General features: G+C 71.5%; 18 protein-coding genes. 9 read left to right on the forward strand and 9 right to left on the reverse strand.

Features of this window, described 5'->3' with window-relative positions:
• Positions 1–154: 154 nt before the first annotated feature.
• Positions 155–1,357: a sensor histidine kinase gene (locus IF54_RS0128780; RefSeq protein WP_030323888.1), complete on the reverse strand. Its 1,203-nt coding sequence runs from the start codon at positions 1,355–1,357 to the stop codon at positions 155–157.
• A gap of 133 nt (positions 1,358–1,490) precedes the next feature.
• Here IF54_RS0128780 and IF54_RS0128785 point away from each other — a divergent pair, with 133 nt between their 5' ends.
• On the forward strand, positions 1,491–2,537 hold the full coding sequence (locus IF54_RS0128785; protein ID WP_030323890.1) for an SAM-dependent methyltransferase: 1,047 nt from the start codon (positions 1,491–1,493) through the stop codon (positions 2,535–2,537).
• Here IF54_RS0128785 and IF54_RS0128790 read toward each other — a convergent pair.
• Complete coding sequence (locus tag IF54_RS0128790) at positions 2,502–3,653, reverse strand: NADH-quinone oxidoreductase subunit D (RefSeq protein WP_030323891.1); 1,152 nt, start codon at positions 3,651–3,653, stop codon at positions 2,502–2,504. The two genes, IF54_RS0128785 and IF54_RS0128790, sit on opposite strands and share 36 nt — an antisense overlap.
• 31 nt (positions 3,654–3,684) lie before the next feature.
• On the opposite strand from IF54_RS0128790, the gene IF54_RS0128795 reads away from it, so the two are divergent.
• Both IF54_RS0128795 and IF54_RS0128800 read left to right on the forward strand, forming a co-directional pair.
• Positions 3,685–4,188 carry a PH domain-containing protein gene (locus IF54_RS0128795; RefSeq protein WP_030323892.1) on the forward strand — a complete coding sequence of 168 codons (504 nt, stop codon included), beginning with the start codon at positions 3,685–3,687 and terminating at the stop codon, positions 4,186–4,188.
• Positions 4,185–5,519 (forward strand): PH domain-containing protein, encoded by a 1,335-nt coding sequence (locus IF54_RS0128800; protein ID WP_030323893.1) that lies wholly within the window; start codon positions 4,185–4,187, stop codon positions 5,517–5,519. The genes IF54_RS0128795 and IF54_RS0128800 overlap by 4 nt, the downstream gene beginning before the upstream one ends.
• 30 nt (positions 5,520–5,549) lie before the next feature.
• Here IF54_RS0128800 and IF54_RS0128805 read toward each other — a convergent pair whose 3' ends face one another.
• Positions 5,550–6,968, reverse strand: a complete 1,419-nt coding sequence (locus IF54_RS0128805) for a hypothetical protein (protein ID WP_078852138.1) — start codon at positions 6,966–6,968, stop codon at positions 5,550–5,552.
• Between the two features lie 110 nt (positions 6,969–7,078).
• Positions 7,079–8,206 (reverse strand): alpha/beta hydrolase, encoded by a 1,128-nt coding sequence (locus IF54_RS0128810; RefSeq protein ID WP_030323897.1) that lies wholly within the window; start codon positions 8,204–8,206, stop codon positions 7,079–7,081.
• A 173-nt stretch (positions 8,207–8,379) separates the two neighbouring features.
• Between IF54_RS0128810 and IF54_RS0128815 the strand changes: the two genes are divergently transcribed.
• The 6 genes from IF54_RS0128815 to IF54_RS0128840 all read left to right on the forward strand — a co-directional run bounded on the left by IF54_RS0128815 (position 8,380) and on the right by IF54_RS0128840 (position 13,495).
• Positions 8,380–10,191: a phosphatidylglycerol lysyltransferase domain-containing protein gene (locus IF54_RS0128815; RefSeq protein WP_030323900.1), complete on the forward strand. Its 1,812-nt coding sequence runs from the start codon at positions 8,380–8,382 to the stop codon at positions 10,189–10,191.
• 150 nt (positions 10,192–10,341) lie between these two features.
• Complete coding sequence (gene folP, locus IF54_RS0128820) at positions 10,342–11,247, forward strand: dihydropteroate synthase (protein ID WP_030323902.1); 906 nt, start codon at positions 10,342–10,344, stop codon at positions 11,245–11,247.
• Positions 11,244–11,747: a nuclear transport factor 2 family protein gene (locus tag IF54_RS0128825; RefSeq protein ID WP_030323906.1), complete on the forward strand. Its 504-nt coding sequence runs from the start codon at positions 11,244–11,246 to the stop codon at positions 11,745–11,747. The genes folP and IF54_RS0128825 overlap by 4 nt, the downstream gene beginning before the upstream one ends.
• Before the next feature lie 237 nt (positions 11,748–11,984).
• Positions 11,985–12,344: a dihydroneopterin aldolase gene (gene folB / locus IF54_RS0128830; protein WP_030323909.1), complete on the forward strand. Its 360-nt coding sequence runs from the start codon at positions 11,985–11,987 to the stop codon at positions 12,342–12,344.
• Positions 12,341–12,952, forward strand: coding sequence for a 2-amino-4-hydroxy-6-hydroxymethyldihydropteridine diphosphokinase (gene folK, locus IF54_RS0128835; RefSeq protein WP_030323911.1), 612 nt, complete (start codon positions 12,341–12,343; stop codon positions 12,950–12,952). Before folB ends, folK begins: the two co-directional genes overlap by 4 nt.
• 57 nt (positions 12,953–13,009) lie before the next feature.
• Positions 13,010–13,495: a DUF3180 domain-containing protein gene (locus IF54_RS0128840; protein WP_030323914.1), complete on the forward strand. Its 486-nt coding sequence runs from the start codon at positions 13,010–13,012 to the stop codon at positions 13,493–13,495.
• A 109-nt stretch (positions 13,496–13,604) separates the two neighbouring features.
• Here IF54_RS0128840 and folE read toward each other — a convergent pair whose 3' ends face one another.
• The 5 genes from folE to IF54_RS0128865 form a co-directional block, all read right to left on the reverse strand.
• A complete protein-coding gene (folE, locus tag IF54_RS0128845; RefSeq protein WP_030323917.1) occupies positions 13,605–14,210 on the reverse strand; it encodes a GTP cyclohydrolase I FolE in 606 nt (201 codons plus the stop codon).
• Between the two features lie 111 nt (positions 14,211–14,321).
• Positions 14,322–16,355 carry an ATP-dependent zinc metalloprotease FtsH gene (ftsH, locus tag IF54_RS0128850; protein ID WP_030323919.1) on the reverse strand — a complete coding sequence of 678 codons (2,034 nt, stop codon included), beginning with the start codon at positions 16,353–16,355 and terminating at the stop codon, positions 14,322–14,324.
• 194 nt (positions 16,356–16,549) lie between these two features.
• Positions 16,550–17,110 (reverse strand): hypoxanthine phosphoribosyltransferase, encoded by a 561-nt coding sequence (hpt, locus tag IF54_RS0128855; RefSeq protein WP_020122574.1) that lies wholly within the window; start codon positions 17,108–17,110, stop codon positions 16,550–16,552.
• Positions 17,111–17,164: 54 nt separating this feature from the next.
• Positions 17,165–18,202, reverse strand: coding sequence for a tRNA lysidine(34) synthetase TilS (gene tilS, locus IF54_RS0128860; protein ID WP_030323922.1), 1,038 nt, complete (start codon positions 18,200–18,202; stop codon positions 17,165–17,167).
• A gap of 192 nt (positions 18,203–18,394) precedes the next feature.
• The gene (locus tag IF54_RS0128865; RefSeq protein ID WP_030323925.1) at positions 18,395–19,522 is read right to left on the reverse strand and encodes a zinc-dependent metalloprotease; all 1,128 of its coding nucleotides are present in this window, start codon (positions 19,520–19,522) and stop codon (positions 18,395–18,397) included.
• Positions 19,523–19,700 lie beyond the last annotated feature (178 nt).

Genomic DNA, 19,700 nt, shown 5'->3' on the forward strand with positions numbered 1-19,700 from the left:
TCGTGAGTCATGGCGGGGGTCGTGACTCCTGGCCTGGGGTCTTGAGTCCTGGCCTGGGGTCTTGAGTCAAGTCGCGGGGTCTTGAGTCATGTCGCGGGGTGGTGAGCAAGAGCGCGGGGGCGTGACAGGTGTCAACAGGGGGCGTGCGTCGGCGTCAATGCGCCGGTTTGAGCGGCAGCAGCGCACTGATGCGGAATCCTCCGCCGGGCCGGGGGCCCGCGTCCAGGGTGCCCCCGACCATGCCGACCCGCTCGCGCATGCCGATCAGGCCGTGGCCCGCGCCGTCGGCACCGCCCTCCTCGTACAGCTCATGCGGGGCGCCCTTGCCGTCGTCCTCGACGAGCAGACCGAGCCCGTCGTCGAAGTAGACCAGCCGCACGCTCGCACCCGCGTGGGGACCGCCGTGCTTGCGCGTGTTGGTGAGCGCCTCCTGGACGATCCGGTACGCGGTGAGCTCGACGCCGCTGGGCAGCGGGCGCGGGGTGCCCTCGATCTTGAAGTCCACGGGGAGCCCGGAGCCGCGGCACTGCTCGACGAGGTCCTCGATCTGCTCGACGTCGGGCTGCGGTACGTACTCGCCGCCCTCCTGGTGCTCGCCGGTGCGCAGCACGCCCAGCAGGCGGCGCATCTCGGCAAGCGCCTGGCGGCCGGTGGAGGAGATGGTCTCCAGGGCCTTCTTGGCCTGGTCCGGTGCCGCGTCGAGCACATAGGCGGCGCCGTCGGCCTGCACGACCATCACCGACACGTTGTGCGCGACGACGTCATGGAGTTCACGGGCGATCCGGGCGCGCTCGGCGGCGACGGCGACCTTGGCCTGCGCCTCGCGCTCCTTCTCCAGGCGGGCGTTGCGCTCCTCCAGCTGCGCGAAGTACGCGCGGCGGGTGCGGATCGAGTCCCCGAGCACCCAGGCCAGGGCGAACGGCACGGTCTGGAAGATCATGATCGCGACATTGCCGAGGGTGCTGGAGTGCTCCTCGGGCCAGCGCAGCTGCGCCACGGGGGCCGCGCACAGGCCCGTCGTCAGGGCCAGCCGGGAGGCCCAGCGGGAGGCCGTGGCGGCCACCGTGTAGACGATCACCAGGAAGGCGAAGTCGGCGGCCGTGGTCTCCACGTCCAGCACCAGCTGCGCCACCCCGAGCCCGATGGCCAGCAGCAGCATCTTCTCCGGCATCCGCCGGCGCAACGCGATCACCACGCACAACAGCAGGACGATCGGAATGATCGCGAGCGGCGACCCGTTCCCCTGGGATTCCCCACGGGCGGTTTCGCTCGCGAGCGCGATGCCGAACAGGACGACGGCCCAGAGGACGTCGACACCCGTCGGATGCCTGCGGAGGAAGTCATAGAGGCGCTGCACGTAACCCAGCGTAGGGAAGCGTGCAGTGTGCGGGGGTCAACCGGAGGACCGATCCGTACCGAGCGCGCGTACTCCCCAAGGTGGAGGCCGCGTTCCCCCAGGTGGCGCCTAGCCTGGCGGCGTGAGCGAAGTCATGACCGATCCGACGAGGGAAGAACCCGCCGACGGCTGGACCGGCTGGCGGGCCGCCAGCAAGGCCGCCCTGTACGGCCCGGACGGCTTCTACCGCGGACCGGAAGGTCCGGCCGGGCACTTCCGTACGTCCGTGCACGCCTCGCCGTTGTTCGCGGTGGCCGTGGCCCGGCTGCTGTGCCGCGTGGACGAGGCGCTGGGCCGGCCCGCCCGGCTCGACTTCGTCGACATGGCCGCGGGCCGGGGGGAATTGGCCGTCGGCGTCCTCGCCGCCCTGCCCGCCGAGGTCGCCGTCCGCACGCGCGTGTGTGCCGTCGAGGTGGCCGACCGTCCCGCGGGCCTCGCTCACCGCATCGAGTGGCTGCCCGAGCCCCCGGGCAACGTCCATGGGCTGCTGTTCGCCAACGAATGGCTGGACAACGTGCCACTGGAGATCGCCGAGACGGACTCCTCGGGCGTACCGCGCCGGGTTCTCGTGCGACGGGACGGTCGCGAGCGGCTCGGGGAGCCGGTCGCCGGGGCGGAGGCCCGGTGGCTGGAGAGGTGGTGGCCGCTGCCGCCCGAGGAGGGGCTGCGGGCCGAGATCGGCCTGCCCCGGGACGAGGCGTGGGCGTCGGCGGTCGCGACCGTCGAGCGGGGACTCGCGGTCGCCGTCGACTACGCGCACACGTCCGGCACCCGGCCCCCTTTCGGGACGCTCACCGGCTTCCGCGAGGGTCGCGAGACGGCACCGGTGCCGGACGGGTCGTGCGATCTCACGGCGCATGTGGCGCTGGACGCGTGCACCCGGCCCGGCGGACGCGTCCTGCGCCAGCGCGACGCCCTGCACGCCCTCGGCATCACGGGCGCACGCCCCGCGCTCGCCCTCGCCTCCACCGACCCCGCCGCGTACGTCCGCGCCCTCGCACGCGCCGGAGAGGCCGCCGAACTCACCGCGACGGGCGGGCTCGGCGACTTCGGCTGGCTGCTCCAGCCGGTGGGCGTTCCGGACTCACCCGTCGGGCGAAGGGCCCTACTTGTCGATGTCCCCGACCACGAAGAACAGTGACCCGAGGATCGCCACCATGTCCGCCACCAGCGTCCCCGGCAGCAGCTCGACCAGCGCCTGGATGTTGTTGTACGAGGCGGAGCGCAGCTTCAGCCGGTACGGGGTCTTCTCGCCCTTGCTGACGAGGTAGTAGCCGTTGATGCCGAGCGGGTTCTCGGTCCACGCGTACGTGTGCCCCTCGGGCGCCTTCAGGACCTTCGGGAGCCGCTGGTTGATCGGGCCGGGCGGCAGGTCCGCGAGCCGGTCCAGGCAGGCGTCGGCGAGGTCGAGGGCGTTGTGGGTCTGCTCCAGCAGGACCTCGAAGCGGGCGAGGCAGTCGCCCTCCTGGCGGGTCACCACCTTCAGGGTGTCCTGGAGTTCGCCGTAGGCCAGGTAGGGCTCGTCGCGGCGCAGGTCGAAGTCGACGCCCGAGGCACGCGCGATGGGCCCGCTGACGCCGTACGCGTGCACGGTCTCCGGCGCGAGGACGCCGACGTCCCGGGTGCGCCCCCGGAAGATCTCGTTGCCGAGCACCAGGTCGTCGAAGCGGTCCATGCGCGAGCGCACGGCGGCGACGGCGGCACGCGCACGCGTGGCCCAGCCGGCCGGCAGGTCCTCCTTGAGGCCGCCGACCCGGTTGAACATGTAGTGCATGCGGCCGCCGGAGACCTCCTCCATGACGTTCTGGAGGACCTCCCGCTCCCGGAACGCGTAGAAGACCGGGGTGATCCCGCCGAGCTCCAGCGGGTACGAGCCCAGGAACATCAGGTGGTTGAGCACCCGGTTCAGCTCGGCGAGCAGCGTGCGGGTCCACACCGCGCGCGTGGGCACCTCCATGCCGAGCATGCGCTCCACGCCGAGGACCACGCCCAGTTCGTTGGAGAACGCCGACAGCCAGTCGTGGCGGTTGGCGAGCATGATGATCTGGCGGTAGTCGCGCGCCTCGAACAGCTTCTCCGCGCCCCGGTGCATGTAGCCGATCACCGGCTCGGCGCTCACGATGCGCTCGCCGTCCAGGACCAGCCGCAGGCGCAGCACGCCGTGGGTGGACGGGTGCTGCGGTCCGATGTTGAGCACCATGTCGGTGCTCTCCGCGGCGCCGCCGATGCCGACCGTGGTCTCCGTCGTAGGAGTCATGAACACAGTCTGACCTACGTACGCTGACCTCATGGAGACGGGGAGCGGGCAGGACACAGAGGTCGCGGGGGCCGAGCCGGTGTGGACCGGGCTGCCGCCGGGGCTGCTGCGGATGCGCCGGATGTTGCTGGTGGTGTGGCTGGGCCTGATCGCCGTGGGCCTCGGGGTGCTGCTCGGACTGCTGTGCGGGCCGGTGTGGGCGGCGTTCGCGCTGCTGCCGGTCGCCCTCATCGTCTGGGGCTGGGTGCTGATCGGCCGCAACTGGCGCTCCTGGCGCTACGCCGAGCGCGCGGACGACCTGCTGATCAGCCGGGGCGTGCTGTGGCGCGAGGAGACCGTGGTGCCGTACGGCCGCATGCAGCTGGTGGAGGTCACCTCCGGGCCCGTGGAGCGGCACTTCGGGCTGGCCAGCGTGCAGCTGCACACGGCGGCCGCGGCGACCGACGCCACCATCCCGGGCCTGGACCCGGCCGAGGCGGAACGATTGCGCGACCGGCTCACCGAACTCGGCGAGGCCCGATCGGCGGGCCTGTGACGACGCCGGGCGTCGACGACGCCGTACACGAGAGGGAGGCCGTCACCGAGCGGCGGCTGCATCCCATAACGCCGCTCAGGCGGGCGTGGGCGCCGGTGGCCGTCGTCATCGGGTGGGCGGTGCACGACCCGGACCAGGCGCAGCGCCAGCTGACCCGGCTGACGACCACGACCCTGCTGATCGCGCTCGCCGTCGTCGTCGCGGCCGCCGCTCTGTACGGCTTCCTCACCTGGTGGTTCACCCACTTCGCGGTCACCGACACCGAACTGCGCATCCGGACCGGGCTGTTGTTCCGGCGCACCGCGCACATCCGCCTCGAGCGCATCCAGGCGATCGACGTGACCCAGCCGCTCCTCGCGCGCGTGGCGGGGGTCGCGAAGCTGCGGCTCGATGTCGTCGGCACCGACAAGAAGGACGAACTGGCCTTCCTCGGGGAGCGGGAGGCGCGGGCGCTGCGCGCCGAACTGCTGGCGCGCGCCGCCGGGTTCGCTCCCGAGACCGCGCACGAGGTCGGCGAGGCACCGGCGCGCGAGCTGATGCGCACGCCCCCGCGCGATCTGGCGCTGTCCGTCGTGCTGACCGGCGCCACCTGGATGAGCCTGCTCGCCGCCCTCGTCGTACCGCCTCTGCTGTGGTGGGCGACCGAGAGCCTGTGGACGGTCCTGGCGACCGCCGTACCGCTGCTCGGCGCGGCGGGCGCGAGCAGCGTGGGGCGGTTCGTCACCGAGTACGACTGGACGGTCGGCGAGTCCCCGGACGGGCTGCGCATCGACCACGGGCTCCTGGACCGCTCGCACGAGACGGTGCCGCCGGGGCGGGTGCAGACCGTGCGGATCGTGGAACCGCTGCTGTGGCGGCGGCGCGGCTGGGTGCGGGTGGAGCTGGACGTGGCCGGGTCGTCCAACTCGGTGCTGGTGCCGGTCGCTCCGCGCGAGGTCGCCGAGGCGGTCGTCGCGCGCGTGCTGCCCGGCGTCGTGGTGCCGCCGCCGTCGGCGCTCGTGCGGCCCCCGCGGCGGGCCGGACGCTGCGTGCCCGTCTGGTGGCGCGGTCACGGACTCGCCGTCACGGACGCCGTGTTCGCGTCACGGCAGGGGCTGCTGCGTCGCAGCCTGGCGCTCGTCCCGCACGCGAAGGTGCAGAGCGTACGGCTCGCCCAGGGGCCCTGGGAGCGGCTGTGGCGGGTCGCCGAGGTGCACGTGGACACGGGGGCCAACAAGACCGTCACGGCCCGGCTGAGGGACGCCCAGGAGGCCGCGGAGCTGCTCCGGGCGCAGGCGGAGCGGTCACGGACGGGACGGAGAGGGGCACGGCCCGACCGGTGGATGGTCTGACCGTGCCCCTCGGGCACATCTGTGCGACCGTCAGGAGACCGCGCTGCGCAGTCCCTTGAGGTTGATCTGTTCCGTCTCGTCGTGGGCGGTCAGGTCGATGACCTGGCCGACGCCCCGGGACTCCTCGTCGGCAGGCTTGAACTCCGCCTCCGACTCGGCCTTGTGCAGCGCGAGCGCCTCCTGGCCGACGACGTCGGCGAGGTCCTCGTTCTGCACGGCCTCCAGGGCCTCGCTGGAGGCACCCTTCGTGCCGAAGAAGTCGAACCCGCCCTCGACCCGCGGGCGTCGCTCGGGAGCCGTGGGCACGACGGCCACCGCGGTCGGCGCGATGAAGTGCCCGGCGGGCCGCCGCGGCGGCTGGGCCGCTCCGGCAGGGGTGGTGGCGGCCGCGCGCTCATGCCCGTCGACCGCCTCGGGCTTCCCCCGCGCCTCGTCCTCCTGCGCGGCCTCCGCCTCGGTACCGGCGGTCTCCGCCGGGCGCGCGGTGGCCTTCACGGGCTCGGGCTCGGCCGGGGAGCTCTTCGGCTCGGGCGCCGGGGCGTTCTTGGCGTCGGCCTTCTTCGCGTCGGGGTTCTTCGCGTCGGGCTTCGCCTCGGACTTCGCGTCGGCCGTGGAGCCGCCCTTGCCGTCGGTCCCGGTCGCCGTGCCGACCGTGGTCTCCGACCTGGTCCCGGTCGCCGGTTCGGCCTCGGCGTCCGCCTCGGTCGCTGTCCCCGGCTCGGCGTCCGCGTCCGCCTCCGCCCCAGGCTCCCCGTCTCCGTCGCCGCCTTCATGGAGCCGCTTGAGCGCCGCGTCCGCCCGCAGCCACAGCCGCGAACCCTCGGGCGAGAAGACCGCGGGCCGCTCCGGCTTTTCCTCCTGCTTGTCCTTCGCGTCCACGGCCCCGGAGACCTTCGCGTCCGCGGCCTCCGCCGTCACCTCGACGCCGCCAGTCCCGGTCTCGTTGCCGGCTTCGGCGTCCACCCCGTCCGCCGACGCCGGCTCGCGCTCCGGCGCGGCCTCTATCTCCAGCAGCCGGCGGCCCTCCAGGGCGCTCGCCCGCTCGGTCTCCGCCGTGGCGTACCGCCGCAGCAGTGCCGCGTGTTCGTTGCGCAGTCCGGCCAGTTCCGCGCGCTTGGCCCGCAGTCGCTGCTCCAGCTTGGTGCGCAGCTCGCGCGACTCCTCGAGGTCGGTCTCGAGTTCGGCGACCCGCTCCTCGTGCCGCCACTCCTCGCTCGCACGCGCGCGCGTGAGGTCGGCGACCTGCTTGCCCGCCTGCGCGTCCCAACGGCGCATCACGGCCGCCCCCACGACCGCGACCGCCGCGGCGAACGCGGCTATCACGCGGAGCACGGCCTGCTGCGAGAACAACCAGGGGCCGAAGGCGCAGAGAAGGGAGACGCCTGCGATTGCCGACGGAGGCAGCAGCCTGTGCAGAGGCGGGGAATGGCGGTGACGTCCACGTGGCATGGCCAGAAACTTACCGCGAGTAGGCGAAGCATGGTGCCCCGCCCCGTAAAAACACAGCCATCCCGCGGCCTTCGCACGACATCAGGAATCAGAACAGTCGCGAATTCGGCTCATCGGTCACTGAGTCGGCCACTGATCCACTCCAAGGTCGCCGGGATCTCCCGCCGCCAGGTGTTGAAGTTGTGCCCGCCGCTTTCGAGGATGATCGACGAGATCTGTGTCGTTCCCTTCGCCTTCACCCGCGCTATGAACTTCAACGTGTCCTTGTAGTTCGACTCGCCCTCTTGGCTGCTGGTGACGAGCAGTGAGGTGGCGGGAGCGGGCAGGTGCTTGAGGCACCACCACAGGTTCGCGCGGTCGCGCAGCGCCTTGACGCCCTGGAAGAGGTCGCCCGTGGTGGGGTCGGTCGGCGCCTTGTAGTACGGGGACAGGCCCGCGCCCGCCGCGTAGACCCCGGGGTGGTGCATGGCGAGCTTCAGCGCGCAGTAGCCGCCCGTGGAGTCCCCGATGATCCCCCAGCTCCGTGGCCCCTTGGCCACCCGGTAGTGCTCCGCCACCGCTCGCGGCAGGTCCTCGGCGAAGAAGGACTCGGTCTGCGGACCGCCGGGGATGTCCACGCACTCGGTGTCGCGCGGCGGCGCCACCGTCGGTCGCAGCATCACCAGGATCATCGGCCGCATACGCCCTTCCTCGACGAGTTCCTGAGCCGTGCGCGGATAGTGGAGTTTGTCCACCAGAGCCCGCGCGGTGCCCGGATAACCGGTGAGGACCACGGCCGCGGGGAAGCTGCGCCCGCGATAGCGCTCCTGGAAATACTCGGGCGGCAGATAGACGTACGCCGGCGAGGCGATGTGCGTGCCGCGGCCCACTATGTCGACCTGCTGGACCTGCCCGACCGACGACGGCCGAAAGCCGACCCTCCCGGGCACCGAACCGATCTCGGTCACCCGCAGGGGAGCACCCGACCGGTCGCCCGAGGTGTGGTCGACCACCACCCCCTGGTCGGTCTCCCGGCCGAACAGGTCGGCCCAGGAGGCGTAGAACCCGAAACTGTGGTTGGCGAGGAGCCCCACCGACGCGAAGAGCGAGAGCTGCACCGCCAGCAGCAGCCCGATGCGGCCGCTGACGGAACGCCAGCCCCGGCGGGCAAGCCGTGGCCAGAGCCACACCGTGCCGGCGAACAGCACCATGGCGGCCAGGGCCGCCACCACCAGCGTGTTGTTGCTCGTGAGACCCATTGCTTGCTTTCGCTTTCCTCGGCCTTTGAAACGGCTTTGAGGAGATGAGTGAACCTCTCCTCTCGAGACACCGTCCTAGAGGGCGCAATGTCGCCGGATGCCCGAATCGGGCTCCGGATCCAAAGTCACTCGCAGAACCACGGGATGCGATGTCTGTCAGGACAGATGAGGAAATGTCGGGCGGGGTTCCGATCCGATCAACACGGCTGCGGCGTGCACTGCACGGACCGCGCCCCGAGGCCGTCCCCGTCCTCGTCGCCAGAGCCTGCGCTCTCGTAGGACTTCTGGACATCGCCGCCGGCGTCTTCCCACGCTTCCGGCACAGCCGTATGCACACCCTGGCCGAGGTGCTGCCCGGCGCGCTCGGCCCGTTCGCGGCCGCGCTCTCGCTCAGCACCGGCGTGCTGTTGCTGCTGCTCGCCCACGGCCTCAGGCGCCGCAAGCGCCGGGCCTGGCGGGCGGCGGTGGCACTGCTGCCGGCGGGCGCGCTGGCGCAGTTCACCTACCGCCACTCGCTGCTGGGCACGGTCATCTCGCTCGCCCTGCTCGCACCGCTGCTGCGCCACCGCGACCAGTTCAAGGCGCTGCCGGACCCGCGCAGCAGGTGGCGTGCGCTCGCCAACTTCGTCCTCATGGGCGCCGGTTCACTGGTCCTGGGCCTGATCATCGTCAGCGTCCACCCGAACCGCATGGTGGGCGACCCGAGCCTCGCCGACCGTCTCACCCACGTCCTGTACGGCCTGTTCGGCTTCGAGGGCCCGGTCGACTACCAGGGCGACACCTCCTGGACGGTCGGCGTCTCGCTGGGCGCGCTCGGCCTGCTGACGGCCATCACGACGATCTACCTCGCCTTCCGCCCCGAACACCCCGCCGCCCGCCTCACCGAGGAGGACGAGTCCCGCCTGCGGGCCCTGCTGGCCAAGCACGGCGGCCGTGACTCCCTCGGGCACTTCGCGCTGCGCCGCGACAAGGCCGTCGTCTTCTCCCCCAGCGGCAAGGCGGCCGTCACCTACCGCGTCGTCTCCGGCGTCATGCTCGCCAGCGGCGACCCGATCGGCGACGTAGAGGCCTGGCCGGGCGCCATCGAACGCTTCATGGACGAGGCGCAGGCCCACTCCTGGACGCCCGCCGTCATGGGCTGCTCGGAGACCGGCGGTGAGGTGTGGACCCGGGAGACCGGTCTGGACGCCCTCGAACTGGGCGACGAGGCGGTGGTGGACGTCGCGGATTTCTCGCTCGCCGGCCGCGCGATGCGCAACGTGCGCCAGATGGTCAAGCGCATCGAGCGCGCCGGTTACGAGACCCGGGTCCGGCGCGTCCGTGACCTCGGGGAGACCGAGCTCCAGCGGATCCGGCAGGCCGCCGACGACTGGCGCGGCACCGACACCGAGCGCGGCTTCTCGATGGCGCTCGGCCGCATCGGCGACCTCGCCGACGGCGACTGCCTCATCGCCACCGCCCACAAGGCCGACGACCAGCCCGGCCCCTACGGCGACCTCAAGGCGATCCTCCATTTCGTGCCCTGGGGCACCGACGGCGCCTCCCTGGACCTCATGCGACGGGACCGCTCGGCCGACCCCGGCATGAACGAACTGCTCATCGTCGCCGCCCTCCAGGCGGCCCCGAAGTTCGGCATCACGCGCGTGTCGCTGAACTTCGCCATGTTCCGCTCGGCCCTCGCCCGCGGCGAGAAGATCGGCGCGGGCCCGGTCCTGCGCGCCTGGCGCGGCCTGCTGGTCTTCCTGTCCCGCTGGTTCCAGATCGAGTCCCTCTACAAGTTCAACGCGAAGTTCCAGCCCCGCTGGGAGCCCCGCTTCGTCGTCTACCGGGCCTCCGGCGACCTTCCGCGCATCGGCTTCGCCGCCATGCAGGCGGAGGGCTTCGTCAACCTGGCCCTGCCGCTGCCGCGCTTCCTGCGCCGCCGCTCCAGCGCCGCACGCGTGTGTGCGCACGCGGTCGCGGAGCGGGACGTACGAGCGGCTTGACCCGCCTCGGGTCAGGACGTACGAGCGGCCTGACCCGCAACGGGTCCGGGACAGGCCCGAACGGAAGCCCCACCCCGTCCTCCAGCCCGGGGGCTTCCGTTCGGGCCGTGCGGCGGCCCCGCGCCTGCACGCGGGGCCTAGGCTGAACGTATGAGCAAGCAGAGCGGACGCGGGCGCGTCGCCGGCCTTCCGGAATGGGACCGCTGCGCGGTCATGGGGGTCGTGAACGTCACCCCCGACTCCTTCTCCGACGGCGGCCGCTGGTTCGACACGACGGCCGCCGTCAAGCACGGCCTCACCCTCGTCGCGGAGGGCGCCGACCTCGTGGACGTCGGCGGCGAGTCCACCCGCCCCGGCGCCACCCGCGTCGACGAGGCCGAGGAGCTCCGGCGGGTCGTCCCCGTCGTCCGCGGCCTCGCCGCCGAGGGCGTCACCGTGTCCGTGGACACCATGCGCGCCCGGGTCGCCGAGGAAGCTCTCGGTGCGGGCGCGCTCCTCGTCAACGACGTCAGCGGCGGCCTAGCCGACCCCGCGATGATCCCGGTCGTCGCCGACGCGGGCGCCCCCTTCGTCGTCATGCACTGGCGCGGCTTCCTGGAGGGCGGCAACGTCAAGGGCGTCTACGCCCACGTGGTCGCCGAGGTCGTCGACGAACTCCACGCGCGCGTGGACGCGGTCCTCAGCGGCGGGATCTCCCCCGACCGCGTCGTCGTCGACCCGGGCCTCGGCTTCTCCAAGGACGCCGAGCACGACCTGGTCCTGCTCTCCCACCTCGACCGCCTCCTCGGCCTCGGCCATCCCCTGCTCGTCGCCGCCTCCCGCAAGCGGTTCCTGGGCCGCGTCCTCGCCGGCCCCGAGGGCGCCCCGCCGCCCGCCCGCGAACGCGACGCCGCCACGGCGGCGGTCTCCGCCCTCGCCGCGCACGCCGGCGCGTGGGCCGTGCGCGTGCACGAGGTCCGCGCGACGGCGGACGCGGTACGGGTCGCCCGCGCCGTGGAAGGAGCGCGCACCGAGAACGCGCGCACCGCGGACAACAGCGCGGAAGGAGCCCGGTGAGCGCCCCCCACACCGACGTGGAACAGGTGGAGGCCGCCAACACGGCCTTCTACGAGGCACTGGAACGCGGCGACTTCGAAGTGGTCTCCTCGCTCTGGCTCACCCCCGCCGACCTCGGCGTCGACGAGGAGTACCACGACCCGGCCGACACCGGCGTGGTCTCCTGCGTGCACCCCGGCTGGCCCGTGCTGACCGGCCGCGGCGAGGTCCTCAGGTCGTACGCGCTGATCATGGCGAACACCGACTACATCCAGTTCTTCCTCACCGACGTGCATGTCTCCGTCACCGGCGACACCGCCCTGGTGACCTGCACCGAGAACATCCTCAGCGGCGGCCCCGCACCCGAGGGCGGCGAGGAACTCGGACCGCTCGTCGGTCAGCTGGTCGTCGCCACCAACGTGTTCCGCCGCACTCCCGACGGCTGGAAGATGTGGTCCCACCACGCCTCCCCGGTGCTGGCCGAGAACGACGAGGACGACGAGGACGAGACTCCCCCGTAGCCCGTCAGGACCAAGAAGTGGTTGGAATCACGAACCCCTGGGTAGGGGCGGCTACCAACCCGTGAGCCGCCGGGTTCCCCGGGGAAAACACCCGGTGAAACCCCCTGGAACCCGGTACCGGCCCGAGCCCGCACGGCCCGGCGCTGTCAGTGCCCGCGGGTAGATTCGTCCGAGGCCGGTGTGCCGCCCGCACCCGGCACGGACCGGCCGTACCGACGACTTGCAGGAGTGATTCGCGTGGATCGTGTCGCGCTGCGCGGCCTCAAGGCCCGCGGGCACCACGGTGTGTTCCCCAAGGAGCGCGAGGAGGGCCAGACCTTCATCGTGGACCTCGTCCTCGGACTGGACACCCGCCCGGCCGCCGCCGACGACGACCTGACGAAGACCGTGCACTACGGCATCGTGGCGGAGGAGGTGGTGGCCGTCGTCGAGGGCGAGCCCGTCAACCTCATCGAGACCCTCGCCGAGCGCATCGCCCAGGCCTGTCTGAAGCACCAGGGGGTAGAGGAGGTCGAGGTCAGGGTCCACAAACCCGACGCACCGATCACCGTCCCCTTCGACGACGTGACCGTCACCATCATCCGGAGCCGAGTATGACCGCGTCCTTCGCCGCGGGTCCGAGCGACCCGACCGTACAGCCGGTGCCCGCAGCGGTCGTGCAGCAGGTGGACGCCGCCGACACCACCCTGCACAACCCCAAGCGCGCCGTGATCTCCCTCGGCTCCAACCTCGGCAACCGCCTGGAGACCCTCCAGGGCGCCGTCGACGCCCTCGAGGACACCCCCGGCGTGCGCGTGAAGTCGGTCTCCCCCGTCTACGAGACCGAGCCCTGGGGTGTGGCCGCCGACAGCCAGCCGTCGTACTTCAACGCGGTCGTCGTCCTCAAGACCACCCTCCCCCCGGCCTCCCTGCTGGAGCGGGCCCACGCCGTCGAGGAGGCCTTCAACCGGGTCCGCGACGAGCGCTGGGGCCCGCGCACCCTCGACGTCGACATCGTCGCCTACGCGGAAGTCGTCTCCGACGACCCGGTCCTCACCCTGCCGCACCCCCGCGCCCACGAGCGCGCCTTCGTCCTCGCCCCCTGGCACGACGTGGAGCCCGAGGCGCAGCTGCCCGGCCGCGGCCCGGTCGCGGCCCTGCTCGACACCGTCACCCGGGACGGCGTGGAAGCCCGCAAGGACCTGGAACTCCGGCTGCCCGAATAGCCGTTAAGGTCAAGACGGCCACACTTCGTGGGACGACGGGGGAGCTGAAGGAACACCGTGAAAGAGCTGCGCATCAGGCTGCTGGTCGGCGTCTTCGTCGTGGCCGGGGTCCTGTCCTGGGCGGGCGCCCGCCTGTGGAACTCGGTCGGGACCCTGCCCAGCGTCCCGCTGGCCGCGCCCGTCGTGCTGGCCCTGATCGCCGTGGTCCTCACGGCCACGGCCCTGTCCATCCGGGCCCGCCTGAAGGCCCAGCGCGAGCGGGCCCCGGAGGCGAAGGGCGTCGACCCCCTGATGGCGGCCCGTGCGGTGGTCTTCGGCCAGGCCAGCGCTCTGGTGGCCGCCCTCGTCTCCGGCATGTACGGCGGCACCGGCGTCTTCCTCCTGGAGTCCCTCGACATCCCCGCCCGCCGCGACCAGGCCATCTACGCCGGCTTCTCGGTCCTCGCCGGCATCGCGGTCATAGCGGCCGCCCTCTTCCTGGAACGCGTCTGCAAACTCCCCGAGGACGACGACCGCAACACGGGGGCTCCGTCGGCGGCGTGAGGCTCACCACCGAACACGGGCAGCGGGATCAAACGAGTCAGCGGGCCAGCGGGCCAGCGGGCCAGCGGGCCAGCGGGCCAGCGGGTCAGCGGGCCAGCGGGCCAGCGGGTCAGCGGGCCATGATGAGACTCATCGCCTCGTTGCGCGTCGCCGCGTCCCGCAGCTGGCCCCGTACGGCCGAGGTGAGCGTCTTGGCGCCGGGCTTGCGGATGCCCCGCATGGACATGCACATGTGCTCGCACTCCACGACGACGATGACCCCGCGCGGCTCCAGGATCTCCATCAGGGAGTCGGCTATCTGCGTGGTGAGTCGTTCCTGCACCTGCGGCCGGCGGGCGTAGACGTCCACCAGACGGGCCAGCTTCGACAGCCCGGTGATCTTTCCCGAGGTGGACGGGATGTACCCGACGTGGGCCACCCCACGGAACGGGACCAGATGATGCTCGCAGGTCGAGTACACCTCGATGTCCTTCACGAGCACCATCTCGTCGTGCCCCAGGTCGAACGTCGTGGTCAGCACGTCCTCGGGCTGCTGCCACAGTCCCGCGAAGATCTCCTTGTACGCCCGAGCCACCCGCCCCGGTGTCTCCCTCAGGCCCTCGCGGTCCGGGTTCTCGCCGACCGCGATCAGGAGTTCGCGGACGGCGTTCTCGGCGCGCTTCTCGTCGAACTCGCCGATGGGGCCCTCGCCGTCCAGCGTCACGGGGTCGGTCATCTGGTGCCTCGTTCCTAGAAGTCCCTCACGGCCGAAAAAAGCCGTGCCCCCCAGGCTAAAACCTGGGGGGCACGGCATCCATTCCGGGCCCGTGGGGCCGCCGGGCGAGCGTCAGCTCTCCGGGCGGTCCTCGGGTACGGCCTCCGTGGCCGGCTCCGACGCGGTCGACTTGGCGGTGCTGATCGCCGGGGTCGCGCCGTTGGCGCCGTTCGTCAGTGCGAGCTCCTTGGGGGAGAGCACAGGCGGACGGGTGGAGGGGGTGCGCCGGGAGGAACCGGTCCAGGCCGGGCGCGCCGGGCGCTTGACGATGGCGGAGAAGATCTCGGCGATCTCCTCCTTGCCCAGCGTCTCCTTCTCGAGGAGCTGAAGCACCAGGTTGTCGAGGACGTCGCGGTTCTCGACCAGGATCTCCCAGGCCTCGTTGTGCGCGTTCTCGATGAGCTTCTTGACCTCTTCGTCCACCAGCGCGGCGACCTCTTCCGAGTAGTCGCGCTGGTGAGCCATCTCACGTCCGAGGAACGGCTCGGTGTTGTCGCCGCCGAACTTGATGGCGCCGAGGCGCTCGGTCATGCCGTACTGGGTGACCATCGCGCGGGCCGTGGCGGTGGCCTTCTCGATGTCGTTCGCGGCGCCGGTGGTCGGGTCGTGGAAGACCAGTTCCTCGGCGGCGCGCCCGCCCAGCATGTAGGCGAGCTGGTCGAGCATCTCGTTGCGCGTGGTCGAGTACTTGTCCTCGTCCGGCAGGACCATCGTGTAGCCCAGAGCACGGCCCCGCGAGAGGATCGTGATCTTGTGGACCGGGTCGGAGTTGGGGGAGGCCGCCGCGACCAGGGCGTGTCCGCCCTCGTGGTACGCGGTGATCTTCTTCTCCTTGTCCGACATGATCCGGGTCCGCTTCTGCGGGCCCGCCACGACGCGGTCGATGGCCTCGTCGAGCATGTGGTTGTCGATCAGCTTGCGGTCCGAGCGGGCGGTCAGCAGGGCCGCCTCGTTCAGCACGTTGGACAGATCGGCACCCGTGAAGCCCGGCGTACGGCGGGCGACGGCCGCGAGGTCGACGTCCGGGGCGACCGGCTTGCCCTTCTGGTGGACCTTGAGGATCTCCAGACGGCCCTGCATGTCCGGGCGGTCGACCGCGATCTGGCGGTCGAAGCGGCCGGGCCGCAGAAGGGCCGGGTCGAGGATGTCGGGCCGGTTCGTGGCGGCGATGAGGATCACGCCGCCCTTGACGTCGAAGCCGTCCATCTCGACGAGCAGCTGGTTCAGCGTCTGCTCGCGCTCGTCGTGACCGCCGCCGAGGCCGGCGCCGCGGTGGCGGCCGACCGCGTCGATCTCGTCGACGAAGACGATCGCCGGGGCGTTCGCCTTGGCCTGCTCGAACAGGTCACGGACCCGGGAGGCACCGACACCGACGAACATCTCGACGAAGTCGGAACCGGAGATCGAGTAGAAGGGGACACCGGCCTCGCCCGCGACGGCGCGCGCGAGCAGGGTCTTGCCGGTGCCGGGGGGGCCGTACAGCAGTACGCCCTTGGGGATCTTGGCCCCGACCGCCTGGAACTTCGCGGGTTCCTGGAGGAACTCCTTGATCTCCTGGAGCTCCTCGACGGCCTCGTCCGAGCCGGCGACGTCCGAGAACGTCGTCTTCGGGGTGTCCTTGGTGATGAGCTTCGCCTTGGACTTCCCGAAGTTCATCACCCGGGAGCCGCCGCCCTGCATCTGGTTCATCAGGAACAGGAAGACGACCACGATGAGGACGAAGGGGAGCAGGGAGAGCAGGATCCCGACGAAGGCGTTCTGCTTCGTCGGCGAGACGGTGTAGCCGTCGGGGATCTGCTTGTCCTGGTACTTGTTCTGTAGCACATTGGCGAGGTCACGGCCCTGGTCGCCGATGTAGCTCGCCTGGATCTTCGAGCTGCCCTCGACCTTTTCGCCGTCCTTGAGCTCGACCTTGACGGTCTGCTCGTCGCCGGTGGTCAGTTTGGCCTGCTGGACCTTGTTGTCATTGATCGCCTGGACGACCTGGCCGGTGTCCACCGTCTTGTAGCCGCCGGACGAGCCGACGACCTGCATCAACACGACCACGGCAAGGACGGCCAGCACGATCCACATGACCGGCCCACGGAAGTATCGCTTCACGTCCATCCATACGGAGCGGTGCCGCCCCGTCCCTCCTGCCATAGTGAGTTTGATAAGACAGTTCTTCTGACGGTACCCCAGCATTGTGGGCCGAAGCCGCACTGGTGGGCTTCACGAGCCGTCTGCATGCTCCAACGGCGCGGGACCGGCTGGGGTTCCCGATCGTTCCCGATCGTCTCAGCGAGCTGGGGCCATCTGGCTCAGCCGCCGTAGACGTGGGGCGCGAGCGTACCGACGAACGGGAGGTTGCGGTACTTCTCGGCGTAGTCGAGACCGTAGCCGACGACGAACTCGTTGGGGATGTCGAAGCCGACCCACTCGACGTCGATGGCGACCTTGGCGGCGTCCGGCTTGCGCAGCAGGGTGCACACCTTGAGCGACTCCGGCTCGCGGGAGCCGAGGTTGGACAGCAGCCAGGACAGCGTCAGGCCGGAGTCGATGATGTCCTCGACGATCAGGACGTGGCGGCCCTTGATGTCGGTGTCGAGGTCCTTGAGGATCCGCACCACGCCGGAGGACTGGGTGCCCGCGCCGTAGGAGGACACGGCCATCCAGTCCATGGTGACGGGGGTGGACAGCGCCCGGGCGAGGTCCGCCATGACCATCACCGCGCCCTTGAGGACGCCGACGATGAGCAGGTCCTTGCCCGCGTACTCAGCGTCGATCTTCGCGGCGAGCTCCACGAGCTTCGCGTCGATCTCTTCCTTGGTGATGAGTACCTCTTTGAGGTCGGCACCCATGTCTTTCGCGTCCACCCGCATCACTTTCGGTCGTCCTACCGGCCGCCCACCCTCCCCCGGAGGGGAGCCATGGATTCAGCCTTGCCGAATCACCAGTCTGCCACCCTGTCGCTGGGCGACGACCTTGCCGGGGAGATTGATGGCTCCCTGGCCGCGCCAGCCGGTGATCAGCCGGTCGATCTCCTCGATGTGGCGGGCGAACAGCGAGCCCGCCGGGGCGCCCGCCTCGATGGCCGCCTGGCGCAGGATGCGGCGGCGTACGGCGGGCGGCAGGGCGTAGAGCTTGGCGCACTCCAGGAGGCCGGCGGCGTCGCGTACGGAGGCCTCGGCCCGGCGGGCCCAGGTGTCGAGGGCGTCGGCGTCGTCGCGGGAGAGCTGGGCGGTGCGGGCGAGCGCCTCGACGACTCCTTTGCCGAGCGCCTTCTCCAGCGCGGGCAGGCCTTCGTGGCGCAGGCGGGAGCGGGTGTAGGCGGGGTCGGCGTTGTGCGGGTCGTCCCAGACGGGCAGGGACTGGACCATGCAGGCCTTTCGGGCGGTCTGCCGGTCGAGTTCCAGGAAGGGGCGCCGGTAGCGGCGGGTGGCCCCCGGGCCTCCGGTGACGGCGGCCATGCCGGACAGGGAGCGGATGCCGGAGCCGCGGGCGAGGCCGAGCAGGACGGTTTCGGCCTGGTCGTCGCGGGTGTGGCCGAGCAGGACGGCGGTGGCGCCGTGGCGTTCGGCGGCGGCGTCGAGGGCGGCGTAGCGGGCGTCGCGGGCGGCGGCTTCGGGCCCGCCTTCGCGGCCGACGCTGACGGCGGTGGACTCGACGGGGTCCAGGCCGAGTTCGCGCAGGCGCAGGACGACTTCCTCGGCGCGCAGGTCGGAGCCTGCCTGGAGGCCGTGGTCGACGGTGACGCCGCCGGCGCGGATGCCGAGTTTGGGGGCCTCGAAGGCGAGGGCGGAGGCGAGGGCCATGGAGTCGGCCCCGCCGGAGCAGGCCACGAGCACGAGCGGCGAGGGCTGGTGCGGGGGCCGCGCCGAGGGCTCGGCGGAGGTCTGGTGTTCGTTGAGGAGGTCGTGGAGGACGCGGCGGACCGCCAGGCGTATCGCCGCGACCGCAGGATGGGGACCCATGTCCGGTTCCCTTCATGAAGTTTTCGGGGGTGAGCCCGAGGTTCGGTCACTCAGAGTGTGTAGATGGTGACAGAACCGGGCCGTTCCCCGAGCATTGCACGCCTACCCATGGCTCACGGTCCCTCGGACGGGTGATTGAAGGGGCGTTCGCCTGCCGTCGGCCGGATTCCTCTCATGTCGTGAACACCCGGCTCACGACTCGGCTTTGCGGTGCACCCGCGCGACCCAGTCCGCCGGTTTGGCGATCTCCGCCTTGGTGGGGAGGGTGTTGGGGGAGGTCCACACGCGGTTGAAGCCGTCCATGCCGACCTGGTCGACGACGGCGCTGACGAAGCGTTCGCCGTCGCGGTACTGGCGGAGCTTGGCGTCGAGGCCCAGGAGTTTGCGCAGGGCCATGTCCAGGCGGGAGGCGCCCTTGGCCCGCCGTTGCTGGAACTTCTCGCGGATCTCGGCGACGCTCGGCACCACGGCGGGGCCGACGCCGTCCATGACGAAGTCGGCGTGGCCCTCCAGGAGGGACATCACGGCGGTGAGCCGGCCGAGGATCTCCCGCTGGGCGGGGGTCTGCACGAGCTCCACGAGGGAGCGGCCGCCGTCCTCGTCCTCCTCGCCGTCCGGGCGTCCGCCGGCGAGGGTCTGGGCGGCTTCCCGGATGCGTTCCAGCACGGTCATGGGGTCGACCTCGGTCTCCCCCAGGAACGACTGGATCTCGCCCTCCAGGTGGTCGCGCAGCCAGGGCACGGCGGTGAACTGGGTGCGGTGGGTCTCCTCGTGGAGGCAGACCCAGAGGCGGAAGTCGTGGGGCTGGACGTCGAGTTCGCGTTCGACGTGCACGATGTTCGGGGCGACGAGGAGGAGTCGGCCGCCGCCGTTCTCCCCCGCCGGGAGTTCGCGGGTGGCCGGGGCGAAGGTCTCGTACTGGCCGAGGACACGGGACGACAGGAACGACAGCAGCATGCCGAGTTCGACGCCGGTCACCTTGCCGCCGACAGCGCCGAGGACCGCGCCGCCAGGGGTGTTGCCGCGGCGTTCCTGCATCTTCTCCAGGAGCGGCTTGAGGATCTCCCGGAACCCGGCGACGTTCGCCCGGACCCAGCCGGGACGGTCGACGACGAGTACGGGAGTGTCGTGGACGTCCTCGGTCGCCATCCGGGTGAAGCCGCGGACGTGTTCCTCCGAGGCCTTGGCGTGCCGGCGCAGTTCCGCGACGACGGCCCGGGCCTCGTCGCGGCTCACGTCGGGGCCCGGCCGCACGAGCCGGGTCGCGGTCGCCACCGCGAGATTCCAGTCGACCAACTCGGCACCACCGATGCTCGTCATGCGTCAACCGTACGTGAGCGCTCCCGCTTGGGGCAGGCCGCGCGAGCGGACAGGACGGGCGCCGGGCCGGGCGCGTGGTCGGGAGGGGGCAGGGCGACCGGTCGGGCGATGAGTCGGCGCGGGCCGGGCGCGGGCCGGGCGGCGAGTTGGGCGCGGGCCGGGCGGCAAGTTGGGCGCG

It is taken from the genome of Streptomyces sp. NRRL B-3229 (genome assembly GCF_000719505.1).
GTDB classification, from domain to species: Bacteria; Actinomycetota; Actinomycetes; order Streptomycetales; family Streptomycetaceae; genus Streptomyces; species Streptomyces griseorubiginosus.

Excerpts from the sequence above, each read along its gene's own strand:
- IF54_RS0128785 (WP_030323890.1), top strand. The coding sequence starts at position 1,491 with ATGACCGATCCGACGAGGGAAGAACCCGCCGACGGCTGGACCGGCTGG.
- IF54_RS0128790 (WP_030323891.1), bottom strand. The coding sequence starts at position 3,653 with ATGACTCCTACGACGGAGACCACGGTCGGCATCGGCGGCGCCGCGGAG.
- IF54_RS0128795 (WP_030323892.1), top strand. The coding sequence starts at position 3,685 with ATGGAGACGGGGAGCGGGCAGGACACAGAGGTCGCGGGGGCCGAGCCG.
- IF54_RS0128805 (WP_078852138.1), bottom strand. The coding sequence starts at position 6,968 with ATGCCACGTGGACGTCACCGCCATTCCCCGCCTCTGCACAGGCTGCTG.
- IF54_RS0128810 (WP_030323897.1), bottom strand. The coding sequence starts at position 8,206 with ATGGGTCTCACGAGCAACAACACGCTGGTGGTGGCGGCCCTGGCCGCC.
- IF54_RS0128815 (WP_030323900.1), top strand. The coding sequence starts at position 8,380 with ATGTCGGGCGGGGTTCCGATCCGATCAACACGGCTGCGGCGTGCACTG.
- folP (WP_030323902.1), top strand. The coding sequence starts at position 10,342 with ATGAGCAAGCAGAGCGGACGCGGGCGCGTCGCCGGCCTTCCGGAATGG.
- folK (WP_030323911.1), top strand. The coding sequence starts at position 12,341 with ATGACCGCGTCCTTCGCCGCGGGTCCGAGCGACCCGACCGTACAGCCG.
- folE (WP_030323917.1), bottom strand. The coding sequence starts at position 14,210 with ATGACCGACCCCGTGACGCTGGACGGCGAGGGCCCCATCGGCGAGTTC.
- ftsH (WP_030323919.1), bottom strand. The coding sequence starts at position 16,355 with ATGGACGTGAAGCGATACTTCCGTGGGCCGGTCATGTGGATCGTGCTG.
- hpt (WP_020122574.1), bottom strand. The coding sequence starts at position 17,110 with ATGCGGGTGGACGCGAAAGACATGGGTGCCGACCTCAAAGAGGTACTC.
- tilS (WP_030323922.1), bottom strand. The coding sequence starts at position 18,202 with ATGGGTCCCCATCCTGCGGTCGCGGCGATACGCCTGGCGGTCCGCCGC.
- IF54_RS0128865 (WP_030323925.1), bottom strand. The coding sequence starts at position 19,522 with ATGACGAGCATCGGTGGTGCCGAGTTGGTCGACTGGAATCTCGCGGTG.